Raw genomic sequence first — 19,533 nt, 5'->3', positions numbered from 1 at the left:
TGCTCTTCTTATCTTTAACACTATTAAATTTATTTTTTGATCACTCTAATGATAACTTCTTTATTATCATTCGTTTTAATCTTTGCAAAGTATATACCATTGCGAAGGTCATAAATACTATATGGATTCTGAGTAGTTTCTAAAACAAGCTTACCCATGATATCAAAAACTTTTATATTTTTGATATCAGTATTTACATTTACCATATCCTCTGAAGGATTAGGATACATTACAAAACCCTCCACAGCATCTGGTAAGTTTTTTTCTGCTTTAAAATAGTAGATTTCGGTATTGTTTGTCGCCCTATTGGCAAATGTGATCACAATACGATACTCTCCTTCTTCTTTAATATTCGATTTTGCTCCTGTATCGATATCAAACCAATTAGAACTACAACTTGAATCTGTCGTCGGGCAATCATCCTCTAATGTTATGCTACAAGAAATATCATCTAGTTTTTGCCACACAATAGATGCTGTTTCAATAAATGAAACTTCTAGCGTCACTCCATCTTGATCTTGTATAGAAATAACCGGATAACTTTGCCCTGTAATTGCACAAAAAAGAATTTCATCTGCATATTCTAAAAGAGGTACTTCATCTACTGTATCAATAGTTACTTCTTGTAATAATTGACAACCATTCGTATCCTGAACTTTTACAATATAACTTCCTGTTGTATTTAATGTAAATGTACTATTTGTTTGTGTTGGTATAACCACTACAGATGTGCTAGCTTCTATTAACTCGTATGTATATGGAGTTGTTCCTCCAAAAGCTGTAACCGTTATTTCTGCATCACTATTTGCTGTTAACGGTTTTGTTATTATATCCATTGCTAAAGCGTTTGGTTCTGTAATAATAATGTCATTAATAGAAACAGGGCAACCATTCGTGTCTTCTACTTCTACTCTATAGGTACCGGCAGAAAGGTTTTCAAAAGTATGTTCTCCCATATCCTCTATAAAAATATACTTTGCCTCTCCGTTACTGGTATATAAAGAAAAGAAATATGGTAGAGTTCCCCCAGTAGCAATCACTTTGATTGTTCCATTCTGATTTCCATTGCACTGTATTGAGTTTACAAACGAATCAGTAACCAATCTAGATGGTTGAAAAACAGTAAATGGAATATGTACAGGGGTAGCCCCAGCACTTTCGACCTTATATAAATAACTTCCTGCCAATAAATTGCTGAAGACCCCATCTTCCTTAGGGCCAATAGTGACAGAAGAACCTAAGAAATTAGTTCCTGTTAAGGTATATATATAATTTCCCGAACCACCAGAAACCTCAGAACTAATTTCTCCTGTGGCTTCAGAAAAACATAAAATATGAGTGTTTTCCATATTCAATACTACAGAAAGTTCTTCTGGTGCTGGTTCAACAAAAACCAAATCTTCAAACATACAACCATGACTGTCTCCTACGGTAATAGAATAACTACCTGGAGACAAATCTGTGAAAATATTAGTGAACACTGGTAAAGTATTATTTATAGAATAGGTGTAAGGTGGTACCCCTCCTAATGCAGTAACAGTAATTTCACCAAAATCCTGTTGACTTGTGGGTTGTGTTACAATAAGATCAACTGTAATTGGAGTTACTTCTTCTATTATAACTTGTGGGGTAATGTATTCACAACTTGAATTTATATACGCAACCTTCATGTAATAAGTTCCTGCAGAAAGGTCAGAAATCACTACAGAGCTATTACTAGAAACACCTTCTGTAATAACATTGTTTGTAGGTACCTGTACTACTTCATAATTAAAGTTAAGTGTTGGTCCTGCATTATTAACTGTTAATTGAAGTTCACCATCATTACCTTCCGAACACGTTATAGGTTTCACTACCATCACAGTAATTTCTGTGTTTGTAAAACACTCATCCTCCGTAATCAAAACATTAACCGGACTAGCAATATCAAATCCGCAAGAATCCCGATCTGAAATACTTTCACCCGTATTGGTAACTCCCGAATCTGCTCCTGTATATGTATACGTTACAGTATTGTCAATTTCATTAGAACATGCATCTCTTAAATCTGCACATATAGCTGCAACTTGTACACCAAAACGAACTGTATGGGCTCCACCATTGCGAACTAAAAGAGCGTCATCAATAGTAATGTTAAGCTCTCTATTGTTTGTATCAGGAACAACACTTATTCCTGGATTACTAACGGAAATACTTCCCGGTATATAGTCTACATTGGTAGGTAAAATATCCCTAATACTAACACTGGTGATATCTTCATTACTCTGGTTTTCTATGGTTAGTTCATAAAATAACTTGTCTGCAAAGTTTACAGATTCACCTGTGATATCAATACCGTTTGCATCTAAAACACGTTCGGTTACCAAAAATTCTAGTTCTATAATTTCTACCTGAAAAGAACTAAAAAATATACTATATGCATCTCCTGAAGAAGAAGTATAAAATGTAGCAGAAGTCTGATCATTGCCTATTAATGTATTTCCAGGGTTAGGGATATCAAAAATATCAACATCAAATCCTAAAGTATTTTGCGAAGCTGGAACTCTACTAGTTACATAACTTCCGTCTACAGATATTGAACTATCAAAAAAATTATTATTGTGGTTAGCAGGAGCAGTAAATATGTTTTGTCTTGACAAACCTGGAGTCTGTATTTGGAATACATCTCCGGCAAACGGCTTATCTCCTTCTAGTGCTGCAACAGCATATCGTGCACGTACAGGTAATGGTGCCGAAGGAGTTTGTAAACCACTATAAGTAAAGCTCTTTAAACATTCTGGATCGTTAGGATTACAAGGCTGATTATTTATAAACCCTTGTCTTGTACTTATATATTTTTTGGATAATGAATTATCTTCATATACTATCACCAAAACCCACCCTCCTGATATGCCATTGGTATTATATCCAGAAAAACCAGTCGAAGCTCTCATATTGGCCACTGTATACGTGCCATTGGGTGTAGATAACCCTTTTACAATATCGGTTACATCTGCATAACATACGTATGGAATATCTATTAATGCATTGTTCTCGGGGTTTGTAGGTGTATTACGATACCCATCAAAAATTACTTGTGTATCAGATGATGGGATGTCAAGATAATCTGTAACCCCCGGAGGTTTAAATTTTAATGTTCTAAAATCAGGTCTATTATCCGGAAAAGGTAAACCTGAATATTGTATCTTATCACTATCGATTGCATTTCTATCTACAAAATAAGACGCTGCCCAATACAAACCGGCATAAGCAACTTTTGCACAAGGCCCGCTACTGGTAAAAACTGCACTACTAGAGCTAAAAGTACTCTGATCATTATCAACATCAATATAACCAAATGTTTTTTGATTATTTGATAAAATTCCGTTGTAATTGTCATTTGGTGTATATGCAGTGCCGTCTATCGTTTCATTAAGCCCTACAATAGAATTCCCTATTGTTTTTAATTCTCCATTTATTGTCATTGTACTATTTGGTACTGGTGAAAAAGGCACCTGAGCAAATAATTGAATACAGAAAAAAAGAAAAATAATTTGTATAGACACTTTAAAAAGAAAAAGGTTTTTCATAGTCAGATTATTAGAGTTTCTAAATTTGTGTATATGATTGTTTGTAAATCTTTAATTTCATCATAATACTACATAAAAGAATCGCCAAATATCAAGAATAAAAACATACATAATCATAGAACAAGTCAACTTTGGGACGAAAGCGCCCAAAAAAGTGATGGTTGTAATCTTATGCTTTTTTCTATAAATAACATTTTGGTGTAACGTTATTTCAGGACAAGACAATCATATAATAAAAAAAACCTACTCTTCTTGAGTAGGTTTTTTTTATTATATGATGTTTTCAAAATTATTAATAGGTACATCCACATTTACTTTGTCTACAACCAAAATCAAATCCAAGCGTGATCATATGCGATCCTGCTGCTGTGGTTGGTTGTAAAACTTCATTTACATTAATCTGATATCCATACGCAACATAAAAATTAGCTTTTTTGATCCCTAACATAGGAGATACAGAAAGTGGTTTAAAATCCTGATCAACAAGAGATCGAAGACTAACGCCTATCCAATAATAATCTCCACGGTGCATTTTACGAACTTTTAAGTTAAGATCTGCTGTAGAACGACCATCACCAGCAAAGTTTTGATACAACATAGAAGGCTCTACCTCGATATCACTAAATCTATGATAGAATGTATATCCAGTATATAGATAATAGTTCTGTATCTGTGAAGGTTCGGTTGGATTAAAATCATCAATCTCTTTCTGTAATAAATTCACCGCATTGGCGCTCAAAAAGAATCGGCCAATACGATATAACAATCCAATATCAAAATTAGAATCATTTACACTTATATCTGCTAATCCAGGATTAAATGGGTTGTCAGGGTCTCCATTATTAAACCTTGAAGTGTCAATACCAAATTGGGTGAACTTATAGCTAATCCCAAACGATAGGTATTGATTATTATATTCACTTAGTGTTAAATGGTGTGCAAAAGATAACTGAATCCCTTTTTGAGTTGTAAATCCATTCTGATCATTAAATAGAATTGCACCTACACCAGAACGGTCAGATATTCTACCATCTATTGATAAGGATTGTGTACCCGGAGAATCCTCGATACTTACCCATTGCTCAAAACCCGAAGCTCTGATCTGCCAACAATCTCCAATACCCGCGTAGGCCGAGGATATCAAATATGGGTTATCTGCAATATATTGATTTTGTACAGGAGCAAAAAACTCCTGAGCAAAAGTACAATAACTTGCAAATAGGCTAAATATGATAATATACTTCTTCATCTAATATTAAAAATTACAGATCATTAACTTTTCTCTTTCTATACCATCTGGCTTTTCACCATATAGTCTTATAACTTACTAAGGCTCTATATATTATCTATATAATGTAAAGTGGCCTGTAAATTCTCTATTATCTACATCATTCAGAATTATAGAATACCAATAATCTCCTGATGGAAGTTGTTTTCCTTGATATAAACCATCCCATCCTTGTTGGTCTCCTTTAAATTCTGCTAACATTCTTCCGTATCGGTCAAAGACAATTACTTCCATGTTCTCAAAGAAGAAAGGATCATCTATATTAGGAGTAATCTGTCTAGGATACCAGAAACGATCTTCTGCTGTGCTATTAGGACTATCCGGTGTAAAGTAATTCGGAATACGAATATTAATATAAGTCAAATTCTGAACCGTAAGTACTTCACAACCATCTGCATCAACAACACGCAATACATAATCAGCAGTCTGTCGTATTACAAAAATATTTCCATCTAATTCTGTATAGTCCGAAGGCTCTAATTGATCCAATGTCATTCCTTCTTCTAGCATCGTAAATGAGAATGCATAGAAAGGAGTGTTTTCAAATGGTCTTCCTCCTGATGCTATGATTTGATATTCATTAGGATCTTCTGGGTTATTGGTCATTTGAGCAACTGGTATTGCTAATGGAGTATACTCAAGAATCTCGATAGTATCTACTGTTCGTGTACATCCCTGGTACTCCATAATACCTTCGTACTCTCCTGGGGTAACCTCAAAATTACCTGTCAAATTCGAATTGTTAGGTGGATTTGGTGTTCCGTTTATACCGTTTAAAGTATAGATAATACCTAATCCTTGTGACTCTTCAACAATATCAAAACTTACAAAGTATTGCTCCTCACTAGTCATCACAGGACTCGTAGGATCACTATAGTCAAATATAGGACACACTAATTCTGGTACGAGTTCACCAGCAAGGTTAACACCAGGTTCAATATCAATATTAAAGGCTCCCTGACAGTTTGCATTGTTTTGAGAATCTCTAATAAATACTGTAGTTGTGCCTCCTGGTAGATTATCTATAAACAAATTCGCAGGATCGGTAACCGCTTGATAAGTTACCCCATCAATACTCCAGAAATAACTAGGATCTGCTGGATTTGCTGGTGGTAACCCTCCTGTAATAGATAAGGTAGCTGTACCATTCATATCTCCCGCACAATCTTCTGGAGTTGTAGCATTTACAGTAGCCAAAATTGGTGCTGGTTCTATAATCTGAATATCAAGAATAGTTCTTGGACAACCGTTATCATCTTCTACTTCTACTCGATAGGTATCTGCCGGTAAATCTGTAAACGTATGTTCATTATCCGGATTTTCAGATTCATCTTCAATAAAGGTAAATACTGCATTACCTGCGCTATTATATAACGAGAAGTAATATTGTGCAGTACCTCCAACAGCAGTTACTCGTATAGTACCGTCGGTCTCTCCATTACAAGAAATAGGCGTTGCAAATGCTTCTGCTATAAATTCTGCTGGTTGACTTATTTGAAAAGGTTCACGAACCTCATCACAACTTGTTAATGGATTTACGGGAATAGCCGTACTAGTAACAATATATTCATAATTCCCAGTACTTGCTAACAAGTCTCCAAAGAAACTGGTGTCCTGAGTATCAGTAGGACCAGGACCTGGCAGAAATACTGGATTACCTAAATAATCCGTTCCTTCAACTCTGTACCTATAATTTCCTATTCCTCCGGTAACACTTGCATCAATAGAACCTGTTGGCTCACCAAAACAAACAATAGACGTATTACTTAAGTCCAGGATTGCGGTTAGTGGAACAGGATCTCGTACTGGTATCGTATTAGATGCCGGAGAAACACATCCATTTATATCTCTAACATAGAAATTATAATCTCCCGCAAGTAAAGTAAATTCATGGGTGGTAGGAGTTAGGTTACCAGCAACAAAGGTAGTACCATCACTACTAAATTCATATCCGCCAGGAGTTCCTCCTCCTGCAGTAACCGTTATCGGGTTAGGACTAGCACCACGACAACTTATAGGTCCTTGAACCACATCTATCGTCACAGCTGGTGGTGCATTAATAACCACAGGGTCCTGAATAATTTCACATGCTAAGTTATCGGTAACCGTAACAATATAGTTACCTGGTTTAAGATCTATCCATTGGAAAGTATCTGTAGTACTTGCAATCGCTCCAGATTGTGAACCATCAGGGAATGTTAACATAAAGAAATATGTCCCTGGTCCCTGACCACCAAAAGCAGTAGCTGTAATTGTACCATCCTCACTATCAGAACAAGCTAATAGCGTTGGTGCAATTGCATTTAATCCTAAAGGTACTGGTGGGTTTATAACTATTGTTTCGTCTGATGGGCAGTCATTGGCATCTAAAACTCGTACTCTATATAGTACATTTGTAGTCGCATTATTGGCATCCAACCCTGTAAAAATTGTTGTTGTTGTTTGGAATGGAACTCGTATTGAAATAACACCTCCGCTATCTTCACTTTCTAGTTGATATCGGAATGGAGGTGTTCCTCCATTGGCAACTACTTCTATCGAAGCGTCATCACCGGGATTACAGGTTTCATCTTGTTTCTGATCTAATGTTACTGTAATCGCAGGAGGCGATGCAATATTTACTCTATTCGACACTTCATCACAAAAAGGAGCACCTAATGCCTCTACAGAAACCTCAAATGTTCCTGCTGGTAATCCCGTAATCGGTTCTGGGTTTCGTGTCACTACATCAGCAGCGATATTTACATAACCTGGAACATTAGCTCCGCTAACCGCGTTTACAACTGTATAATTATAAGCTCCTGTATAACCACCAATGTTCAACTCTAACGCTCCTGTAAGAGCTCCATTACACAATACATCGGTAACCGTAGTTAATGTAGCTGTGATCGTATCGAAAGGATCAATAACATATGCTGGAGTATCTATAGAACATCCCGTGCCCTGATCCGTAATCGTAAATACATACGAACCAACACTTGGTAAAGCAAAAGTCACATTGGTAGCATTGGCCTCAACTGCAACTGTACCTGGATTATCATCTGTTCCTGGACCAACTCCTAATGAAGATAACGTCCCTCCTACTTCTACAAAATCAAACGGACCTGTACCTCCTGTAATCGAAACAGTAACCGTTTCTGGATTATCACATGAAATAACACCATTATTAACTGCTGCAGTATCCCTGGTTATTGTAGGGTCTGTCATTATAGGGAATGCAGGAACAATAACATCAAAATTGGCAAAAGCACAATTATTCTCATCAGTAACCGTAAACGTATAAGTACCTGCAACAATGGCCGTAACCTCATACTGAACTCCTGCTCTAACTCCATCTGCATCAGCTACATCGGTCTCTGATCCAGTAGCAGCACCGCTATAAGAAACATCATAAGGTGCTGTACCTCCTTCGATAGTTATCGTAATCACTGGGAATACATCTGCATTGGAAGCATTACAACCATAAGCACTTGGTGGATCTGGTGTTACTGTAAGAGCTGCCGTTGGACCTCCAACTGTTACCTGAATCGCTGGAGTATTAGAACAACCTTTATCAGAAACAACTACAATATCATATGTTCCTGCTTCTAAATTTTCAAATAAAGGATTTGGTTGTAATGGTCGTGTTAATGGACCGGCTACAATTTGATATTGATATGGTGGATTATCGTCTCTTGTTGGGTCTAAACTCACTAAAATAGTACCGTCAGTTCCATTAAAACATGAAACAGGAGTCGATACTCCTGATGGTATCGGATCTAAAAACGTAGGTACAGTAATGTCAAAAGTAGCCTCACATCCTGGTACTGGACCAATCGCGCTATCTACAACTTCTACTCTATAATCTCCTGGGAAAATACCATCTGTACCCGCAACAGTGCTACTAAAAGTAACTTGATCTGCTCCTGGTCCAGGGGTTTGAGTTACTCCAGGTACTGTTATACCTGTACCTGCATTAACCAAATCAAAAGTAAAGTTACCTGGATTAGCCGTAATATCTGAACCGCCACTAACCGTAGCCACTATCGTAGCATCATTATCGCGACATGTCGGCTCTGTTAATGTAGCAGTAACCAATAACTCTGGATATACCGTAATCGTTCTTGGTGGTGAAGGACAACCGTTCTCATCAAAAACAACAACACTATACGTACCAGGACCTGAAACTGCAAAATCATGACTAGCTGTATTTGCTCCTGTAACCGTACCTGGTACTTGAGCACCGCCATCTATAGAAAACGTCAATGTACCTGTTCCTGGTGGTATCGGAACATTACTCGTAGCGGTAACCGTAAATGTATAATCATTATCAAAATTACATGCATCATCTACAAAAGGATCTATAGTGTTAATAACCGGAGCAAGGGTAACAGGTGGAATCGTAATTTCTCTTGATACAACACAATTGTTAGCATCCTGTACAAAAATTACCCAAGTAGTAGTAGCAGGGTTTAAAGTAAACACCTCTGTAAGTGGATAAACACCCGGATCTGGCTGTGGAGCCGATCCAGGAACCGCCGCAAAACTATAGCCAGGAACTCCTCCATTAGCATCCATAGTAACTGTCGATAAGGCTGTATTACAATCTGCTATCGTAGCACTTAAAAAGTTTAACGTGAGAGGTGCTGGTTGATCAATTGTCGCCGTGTTCGACACTTCATCACAGAAAGGAGCATCTAATGCCTCTACAGAAACCTCAAATGTTCCTGCTGGTAATCCCGTAATCGGTTCTGGGTTTCGTGTCACTACATCAGCAGCGATATTTACATAACCTGGAACATTAGCTCCGCTAACCGCGTTTACAACTGTATAATTATAAGCTCCTGTATAACCACCAATGTTCAACTCTAACGCTCCTGTAAGAGCTCCATTACACAATACATCGGTAACCGTAGTTAATGTAGCTGTGATCGTATCGAAAGGATCAATAACATATGCTGGAGTATCTATAGAACATCCCGTGCCCTGATCCGTAATCGTAAATACATACGAACCAACACTTGGTAAAGCAAAAGTCACATTGGTAGCATTGGCCTCAACTGCAACTGTACCTGGATTATCATCTGTTCCTGGACCAACTCCTAATGAAGATAACGTCCCTCCTACTTCTACAAAATCAAACGGACCTGTACCTCCTGTAATCGAAACAGTAACCGTTTCTGGATTATCACATGAAATAACACCATTATTAACTGCTGCAGTATCCCTGGTTATTGTAGGGTCTGTCATTATAGGGAATGCAGGAACAATAACATCAAAATTGGCAAAAGCACAATTATTCTCATCAGTAACCGTAAACGTATAAGTACCTGCAACAATGGCCGTAACCTCATACTGAACTCCTGCTCTAACTCCATCTGCATCAGCTACATCGGTCTCTGATCCAGTAGCAGCACCGCTATAAGAAACATCATAAGGTGCTGTACCTCCTTCGATAGTTATCGTAATCACTGGGAATACATCTGCATTGGAAGCATTACAACCATAAGCACTTGGTGGATCTGGTGTTACTGTAAGAGCTGCCGTTGGACCTCCAACTGTTACCTGAATCGCTGGAGTATTAGAACAACCTTTATCAGAAACAACTACAATATCATATGTTCCTGCTTCTAAATTTTCAAATAAAGGATTTGGTTGTAATGGTCGTGTTAATGGACCGGCTACAATTTGATATTGATATGGTGGATTATCGTCTCTTGTTGGGTCTAAACTCACTAAAATAGTACCGTCAGTTCCATTAAAACATGAAACAGGAGTCGATACTCCTGATGGTATCGGATCTAAAAACGTAGGTACAGTAATGTCAAAAGTAGCCTCACATCCTGGTACTGGACCAATCGCGCTATCTACAACTTCTACTCTATAATCTCCTGGGAAAATACCATCTGTACCCGCAACAGTGCTACTAAAAGTAACTTGATCTGCTCCTGGTCCAGGGGTTTGAGTTACTCCAGGTACTGTTATACCTGTACCTGCATTAACCAAATCAAAAGTAAAGTTACCTGGATTAGCCGTAATATCTGAACCGCCACTAACCGTAGCCACTATCGTAGCATCATTATCGCGACATGTCGGCTCTGTTAATGTAGCAGTAACCAATAACTCTGGATATACCGTAATCGTTCTTGGTGGTGAAGGACAACCGTTCTCATCAAAAACAACAACACTATACGTACCAGGACCTGAAACTGCAAAATCATGACTAGCTGTATTTGCTCCTGTAACCGTACCTGGTACTTGAGCACCGCCATCTATAGAAAACGTCAATGTACCTGTTCCTGGTGGTATCGGAACATTACTCGTAGCGGTAACCGTAAATGTATAATCATTATCAAAATTACATGCATCATCTACAAAAGGATCTATAGTGTTAATAACCGGAGCAAGGGTAACAGGTGGAATCGTAATTTCTCTTGATACAACACAATTGTTAGCATCCTGTACAAAAATTACCCAAGTAGTAGTAGCAGGGTTTAAAGTAAACACCTCTGTAAGTGGATAAACACCCGGATCTGGCTGTGGAGCCGATCCAGGAACCGCCGCAAAACTATAGCCAGGAACTCCTCCATTAGCATCCATCGTAACTGTCGATAACGGTGTGTTACAATCTGCTGTCGTAGCACTTAAAAAGTTTAAGGTGAGAAGGCTGCTAGGCTGTGTTATCGTAAAAGGTGCTGCATCTGTACAAGGTATAGGTGCTCCACCGGTCTCAATCGCTCTAATAAAATAATTACCTTCGCTTAAACCAGATGCGGTTCCACTAAGAAGAGGTGCGGTTAGAGTTCCTGATATACCTGTAGTAACACCAGTGTCAGCATTAAACACCTCCCAATCTACAGTCGTCGCTCCTGCCGGAGTTGTAACCGTAAATTCTATAAATCCATTAGCACCTCCAAAACAATCTACAGGATCATTATTAGTAATGGCTATATCAAACCCAGGAGGATCAACAGGAGTTACAGTTTCAAAATATTTACATCCTGAAGACGTATCTATAATTTCAAATACATAAGGTACTCCGTAATCCAGACCCGTAAATTCGTGTCTTGTTTCATTACCAAATCCATTTGGTAACGGAGTAAGCACTCCGTTTAGCATTCCATTTAGAGGTTCATAAGGTGGTATTGCCGAACCTGTTGCTCTAAATTCATTAATTAGATATGGTCCTTCTCCTCCTGAAACTTCTATCTGATATCTAGCTCCTGTAGAACAATCTGCTGGTGCTGGAGTTACATCAAAATCTAAATCAAACGGTGGCTGTGTTACCACAAATGGACCAACTCTATTACTACATCCATCAGAAGCTATAATATCAACTAAATAGGTTCCTGCATCCAAATTATCAAAGGTAGGCCCAACTCCAGTAGCAAGATTTACCGGGTTTGTTGTTGTTCTTGTATTTTGAGTAATAATAAATGTACCACTAAGAGGAGGAGATTCTACTCGATCTAGTAGTACATATGTATAATCTGTCACCCCTACAGAGCCTCCTGTAGCAGGGTTTAAAACAATAGTTCCTGTGGTAGTTGTAGAACAATCTATATCAGTAATAGAATCTACAGTAGCTGTTATCTGAGGGGATTCTGTAACAATTGCCTGAACTGTACCTAAACACTGCTTAGCATCTCTAATCTCAAAATCATAAGTCCCCGCAGCCAAACCTGTAAAAGTAAGGTTTGTTGTAAATGCACCTGCAACTGGTGATGTTATTCTTGCCTCAAATGGGCCAACTCCCGCGGTTGGGTTTATAACCACAACACCACTCGAATCTCCATTACAAAGCACATCTGTAACTGTAGTTGTCGCTGTAGGTACAACCGTAGGATTAACAATAATCTGTGAAGATGTAGCTATACAACCTAATCCATCTGTAACTCGAATCTCATACGTGTTCGCAGCATTTATTGAAACAGGTGAAGTAACCCCTGCAAGAAAAACAGTGCCAGGACCTACCTCAATAACATCAAAAGTATATGTACCATCACCGCCTGTAGCAGTAAATGAAATCGTCGCATCAGGAGTCGCTGAACAATCTAAATCTTTATCCAAATTCGCAGTAATAGTCAACTCTGGATTAATATCAAAACTAAGCGCAGTAGATGTACAATTACTCGCCGTATTACTTACCGTAACACTATGTGTGCCCGGAGTAAGGTTAGGAATCTCAAAAGTATTCGCTGGAGCTGGACCAGGTAAAAAGACCACAGCAACCGGAGCACCACCATCTAAACTATAGGTAAATGGACCTAATGGAACCGGAATACTCGGAGTAATCGTAATCCATTGTGTCGCTTGATTCGTCGTATCATAACATGCATCACCCCCTACTGCTGTCGCAATAGTAGGTGGAGTAAGTTGATCTACAGTAACAGGATTGGTAACCTCACATGCCGCAGCAGTATTACCATCACGTACAGCAACTATATAATTAGCAGCAGCTAAACCACTAAAAGTATCTCCATTCTGATATGCCGTAATAACGACTCCTCCAGAATTTCGTAATTCATATTGATAACCACCTCGACCGCCACTAGCATTTACCGTTATAATACCTGAAGTAACTCCACAATTCGAATCTACAACAGTAGTAGTGAAACTTAAAACAGCAGGATCAGTAATCGTAATCGGTGGAGTAAGCGTTGCACTACAATTAGTAGTATCATCGGTAACTACAATAGTATAAGTACCCGCTCCAAGATTAGGTACTGAAGTTGGAGTCGTAGTAATAGAATTACCTGTAATAGGAGTGGCAATAGGAATGGTTCCTCCAGTAACAACATAACTATAGGTCGTAGATGTTAAATCTATACCTGTAACATCAAATGATATAGATGCATCTGTATCTGTAGCACAGGTAGGCTCTGCAGTAATATTAGCAGTAACCGCTATAGGATCTACAGCGTCTATCGTATAATTCTCCGAATAAATACAGCCATCTGTAGTAGTTCTTGCCTCAAAAGTATAAGTGTCTCCTGCAGGTAAAGTATAAACCGTAGTAGCACTAAAAGCTGTAACACTAGCCGGAGGAGCAGTAATTCGATATTCAAAACTAACAGCCCCATTAGTACCCGTTGCACTAACAGTAATATCTGAAGTAAGTGCAGGACACTGAGGTTGAGTCTGAGCAAAGGTAAGATCAGTTACCTCCTGAAGTGGATCTATTGTACGCTGACCTAAATTAACAGGACATGCTGCTGTACTCGTATCTCGAATATATATAGTATAAGTACCATCTGTTAATCCCGTGAATATTCCTGTAGTATTACTGAAATCAACTCCATCAATACTATATTCATAACTACCATTACCTCCAGATGCCCCAGAAATCGTAATCTGAGCTAATTGTGGTGTCGTACTAGAACCCGAAGCATCACAACGATAATCCGTAACTGCAATGTTGGTAACTGTAATTAAGGTTGGTTCTGTAACAATTGCCTGAACTGTACCTAAACACTGCTTAGCATCTCTAATCTCAAAATCATAAGTCCCCGCAGCCAAACCTGTAAAAGTAAGGTTTGTTGTAAATGCACCTGCAACTGGTGATGTTATTCTTGCCTCAAATGGGCCAACTCCCGCGGTTGGGTTTATAACCACAACACCACTCGAATCTCCATTACAAACTATATCTGTAACTGTAGTTGTCGCTGTAGGTACAACCGTAGGATTAACAATAATCTGTGAAGATGTAGCTATACAACCTAATCCATCTGTAACTCGAATCTCATACGTGTTCGCAGCATTTATTGAAACAGGTGAAGTAACCCCTGCAAGAAAAACAGTGCCAGGACCTACCTCAATAACATCAAAAGTATATGTACCATCACCGCCTGTAGCAGTAAATGAAATCGTCGCATCAGGAGTCGCTGAACAATCTAAATCTTTATCCAAATTCGCAGTAATAGTCAACTCTGGATTAATATCAAAACTAAGCGCAGTAGATGTACAATTACTCGCCGTATTACTTACCGTAACACTATGTGTGCCCGGAGTAAGGTTAGGAATCTCAAAAGTATTCGCTGGAGCTGGACCAGGTAAAAAGACCACAGCAACCGGAGCACCACCATCTAAACTATAGGTAAATGGACCTAATGGAACCGGAATACTCGGAGTAATCGTAATCCATTGTGTCGCTTGATTCGTCGTATCATAACATGCATCACCCCCTACTGCTGTCGCAATAGTAGGTGGAGTAAGTTGATCTACAGTAACAGGATTGGTAACCTCACATGCCGCAGCAGTATTACCATCACGTACAGCAACTATATAATTAGCAGCAGCTAAACCACTAAAAGTATCTCCATTCTGATATGCCGTAATAACTCCTCCTCCAGAATTTCGTAATTCATATTGATAACCACCTCGACCGCCACTAGCATTTACCGTTATAATACCTGAAGTAACTCCACAATTCGAATCTACAACAGTAGTAGTGAAACTTAAAACAGCAGGATCAGTAATCGTAATCGGTGGAGTAAGCGTTGCACTACAATTAGTAGTATCATCGGTAACTACAATAGTATAGGTGCCTGCTCCAAGATTAGGTACTGAAGTTGGAGTCGTATTAATAGGACCTCCCGTAATAGAACCTACAATAGTACCGCCGGTAACAACATAACTATAGGTCGTAGATGTTAAATCTATACCCGTAACATCAAATGATATAGATGCATCTGTATCTGTAGCACAGGTAGGCTCTGCAGTAATATTAGCAGTAACCGCTATAGGATCTACAGCGTCTATCGTATAATTCTCCGAATAAATACAGCCATCTGTAGTAGTTCTTGCCTCAAAAGTATAAGTGTCTCCTGCTGGTAAAGTATAAACCGTAGTAGCACTAAAAGCTGTAACACTAGCCGGAGGAGCAGTAATTCGATATTCAAAACTAACAGCCCCATTAGTACCCGTTGCACTAACAGTAATATCTGAAGTAAGTGCAGGACACTGAGGTTGAGTCTGAGCAAAGGTAAGATCAGTTACCTCCTGAAGTGGATCTATTGTACGCTGACCTAAATTAACAGGACATGCTGCTGTACTCGTATCTCGAATATAAATAGTATAAGTACCATCGGTTAATCCTGTGAATATCCCTGTAGTATTACTGAAATCAACTCCATCAATACTATATTCATAACTACCATTACCTCCAGATGCCCCAGAAATCGTAATCTGAGCTAATTGTGGTGTCGTACTAGAACCCGAAGCATCACAACGATAATCCGTAACTGCAATGTTAGCAGTAATAACTGTTGGCGCTGTAAAAGTTATATTAGTAATTTCAAAATCACATCCAAATCCATCTTGAACAATAACTGTATGCGTTGTTAATGGATCTACATTATTAAATGTTTCTGAAGTATTAACTGTTGGTCCAATAGTTACTTCTGTTGCTGTTCCTTGATCTAAAACATAAGTAAACGGTGAACCTGATCCCGCAGTAACAGCAACTTGAATAGATCCATTATCTGTTGGACAAACAGGATCAATTGGTGTAGCAGTTGCTGTAATTGCCGTATAAGGGCTTACATCGACGCTACCAGCGGCTATAGTACAACTATTATCAAGGTCATTAACAAATACTGGGTAATTACCCGCAGCAGTTGCTCTAAATTGATAAGTTGTTCCTGTTAGTGGTGCTAACGCAGTACCCAAGAAATCTGCCTGGTTATTAAAAGCAAAATTGCCAGAACCTCCTGTTACTGTCACCTCATAAATCGCAATAAATAAATCATTATCATAGTCAGGAAGACTAATATCTGGTTGATAATTTGGATTACAATGTAAATCTTCAACAAGTCTAATTGTAGCCGAAAATGCTGCAGGATCGTTTATGGTTATTGTAAAAGGTTCTGAACAACTACCATCAGCAGATAATACCTGCACGTTATAAGTATCAGGATTAAGCCCTGTAAATGTATGGTTAGGAACCGTAGTAGGTCCTTCTGTATCATTAAAAGCTGTTGTAGTACTATTAATGATATATGTATAATTAATTTGAGAATCTGTTACTGTTATTTCAATCTGCCCTTGATCGCCTGGACATGTAGGAGAAGTTGGAGTAACGGTCTCTGTAGCGTCTAATTCGTCTAAAAAGATAGTTTCCTGAAAAACACAAGCTGTAGGTAAACCTCCTACCTGACGAACATTTACAGTATATGTTCCTACTTCTGTTAACCCTGTAAATTCTGCCGAAGCCTGATATCCAATTACTGTATTTGTTATAGGTGTAATTAATTGGTATTCGTATTGAAGAGAAGAATTTTGAACTCGTATTGTTCCTGGCGTACCACAAATAATTTGTCGTATAACTGCAAGATCAGGGTCAAAATTATTCTGGAATACATTAAAATAAAAAGGAATGGTACAATTACCATCAAAAGTAGCATTAACTCTATATTCTCCTGCTTGTGAAATTGTAAAACTATTAATATCTGTACTTAAAGTTTGCCAATCCCCATCACACCCTGAATCTGTAGTAGGACAATTAGGATCTCTTGGTACTGCAGGACAATCCATAGGATCTAATCGCTGCCATTGAACCGTAGTTCCAACAGGAAAACCTAATGTGTTTCCTGGAGTTGGAATAGTTAATGTAGTTCCTGCTCCACATAAAAAGATCTCTGGTAGTGGATCTCCTGTAATCGGACAGGTACGAACATTACCATTTACATTAGGATTAGATCCTAAGTTATTTGCAATATCTACCACCGGATTTACAACGGTATTAAAGGCATCAACATTAAAAGTTTGTTGAGCATCCTGACAACCAGGAGCACCGGTTTCGGTTACAATATAGGTTCCTGCGGTTGTAACAACTAAATCTCTATTAGTACCAATAACAACTCCAGGGCTACTTGCATTTACCCATTCATATGAAGAAAAGCCTGCACCTGCTGTAAGCGTTAAAGATCCTGTACATATAAAAGCTGGTTGAGCGGTAGTAAAACAAACGCCATCATTAATCAAAACGTTAGATGTACCTGTAATATCAAACTGACACGCATCTTGTTCCAAAATACTTTCTTCACCAGTTCGTGTAATACCAGATTCTACTCCTGTATAGGTTGAAATTGCTACATTGTTAATTTGATTAGAACACGCATCTCGCAAATCGGCACAAGTGGCCACTACGCTGACTCCAAAACGAACGGTATGAACACCCCCGTTACGAACAATCAACGGATCTGCTATTGTAATATCTATCTGTCGATTTGTACCATTAGGAGTGGCAACTATACCCGGATTACTAGTCGTTATAGTTCCTAATGTAAAATCTACATTATCAGGAAGCACATCTCTAATACTTGCTGCCGTAATATCTTCATTTCCTTGATTTTCTATGGTAAGCTCATAAAATAGTTGATCCGCAAAATTTACTGGATCACCTGTAATATCTACGCCATTAATATCTAAAACTCTTTTAGTAACCGTAAGTTCGGGCTCAATAATTTCAATTTGAAATGAATTGAAAAACACACTATATGCATCACCGGCCGAAGTTGTTCTAAAACTAGCAGAAGTTTGATCATTACCAATAACTGTTCTGCCCGGATTAGGAATATCAAAAATATCGGCATCAAACCCTAAGGTATTTATTGAAGATGGAGTTCTATCTGGAGTCAATGGGTTTGCAGTAGTAACATATTGACCATCTATAGAAATCGAACTGTCATAAAAATTATTATTTGGGTTAGCGGGGGTTGTAAAAATATTTTGCCAAGCCGTGTCTGGTCTTTGCACTTGAAATATATCCCCAGCAAATGGTCTATCTCCTTCTAGTGTTGCAATAGAATATCGTGCACGAACTGGTAACGGTGCAGGTAAAGTCTGAAAACCAGTATACGAAAAAGTTTGAAGGGGATTACCAGGAGCAATCACTAAATACCCATTATTTGTACTTATATATTTTGCTGATAAAGTAGGATCCTCATAAGCAACCACAAGTACCCATCCCCCAGCAATACCGTTGGCATTAAATCCAGAAAAACCTGTAGAAGCACGCATGTCTGCAACAGTATATGTTCCATTTGCATTCCCTGCGCCAAGTCCTTGTATTAATGTTGTAACATCTGCATAACATACATATGGAATATCTATTACTGCGCTATTACTTGGATTGGTGGCAGTATTACGATATCCATCATAAATCACCTGTGTTTGAGTAGGTGGAATAGTAACATACCCTCCACCACCTGGTGGTCTAATTTTTATAGTTCTAAAATCGGGTCTATTATCAGGAAAGGGTAGACCGGTATACTGAACAAAACGAGTATCGGCCGGATTCATTTGTGTAAAATATGAGGCTGACCAATATAATCCAGCATATGCAATCCTTTCACAACCTGATGTTAACTGAAGTTCTGCACTACTAGAACTAAATGTAGATGTATCCCCATCTATATCAATATATCCAAAAAATTTCTGGTTATTAGAAGCATTTCCGTTATAGTTATCATTGGGTGTAAAACCACTTTGATTTAGCCCAACAATAGCATTACCAATTATTTTAAGCTCTCCGTTAATTCTTAACGTACTGTTAGGTACCTCGGTAAAGGGTACCTGAGCAGATATTTGTTGTATGCCTATCATTAAAAAAACCAAAACGATAGCAGATTTCAGTCTAAGTTTCATAAGCCGTGGGGTGTTTGGGTATTTAGTCATCATAATCTCTTTCTTACA

General features: G+C 38.3%; 3 protein-coding genes. All 3 read right to left on the bottom strand.

Going from position 1 to position 19,533, the window contains the following annotated elements; genetic code table 11:
- Positions 1-29 precede the first annotated feature (29 nt).
- The gene (locus tag NNH57_RS17090; protein ID WP_108808223.1) at positions 30-3,569 is read right to left on the bottom strand and encodes a T9SS type A sorting domain-containing protein; all 3,540 of its coding nucleotides are present in this window, start codon (positions 3,567-3,569) and stop codon (positions 30-32) included.
- 292 nt (positions 3,570-3,861) lie between these two features.
- Complete coding sequence (locus NNH57_RS17085) at positions 3,862-4,818, bottom strand: PorP/SprF family type IX secretion system membrane protein (protein WP_074405908.1); 957 nt, start codon at positions 4,816-4,818, stop codon at positions 3,862-3,864.
- Between the two features lie 93 nt (positions 4,819-4,911).
- Positions 4,912-19,485 (bottom strand): T9SS type B sorting domain-containing protein, encoded by a 14,574-nt coding sequence (locus NNH57_RS17080; RefSeq protein WP_254504204.1) that lies wholly within the window; start codon positions 19,483-19,485, stop codon positions 4,912-4,914.
- Positions 19,486-19,533 lie beyond the last annotated feature (48 nt).

The organism is Aquimarina spinulae (assembly GCF_943373825.1).
Classification (GTDB): Bacteria; Bacteroidota; Bacteroidia; order Flavobacteriales; family Flavobacteriaceae; genus Aquimarina; species Aquimarina spinulae.
The sequence above is the reverse complement of the archived record's forward strand: the minus strand, read 5'-3'. Positions and strand labels throughout refer to the sequence as shown.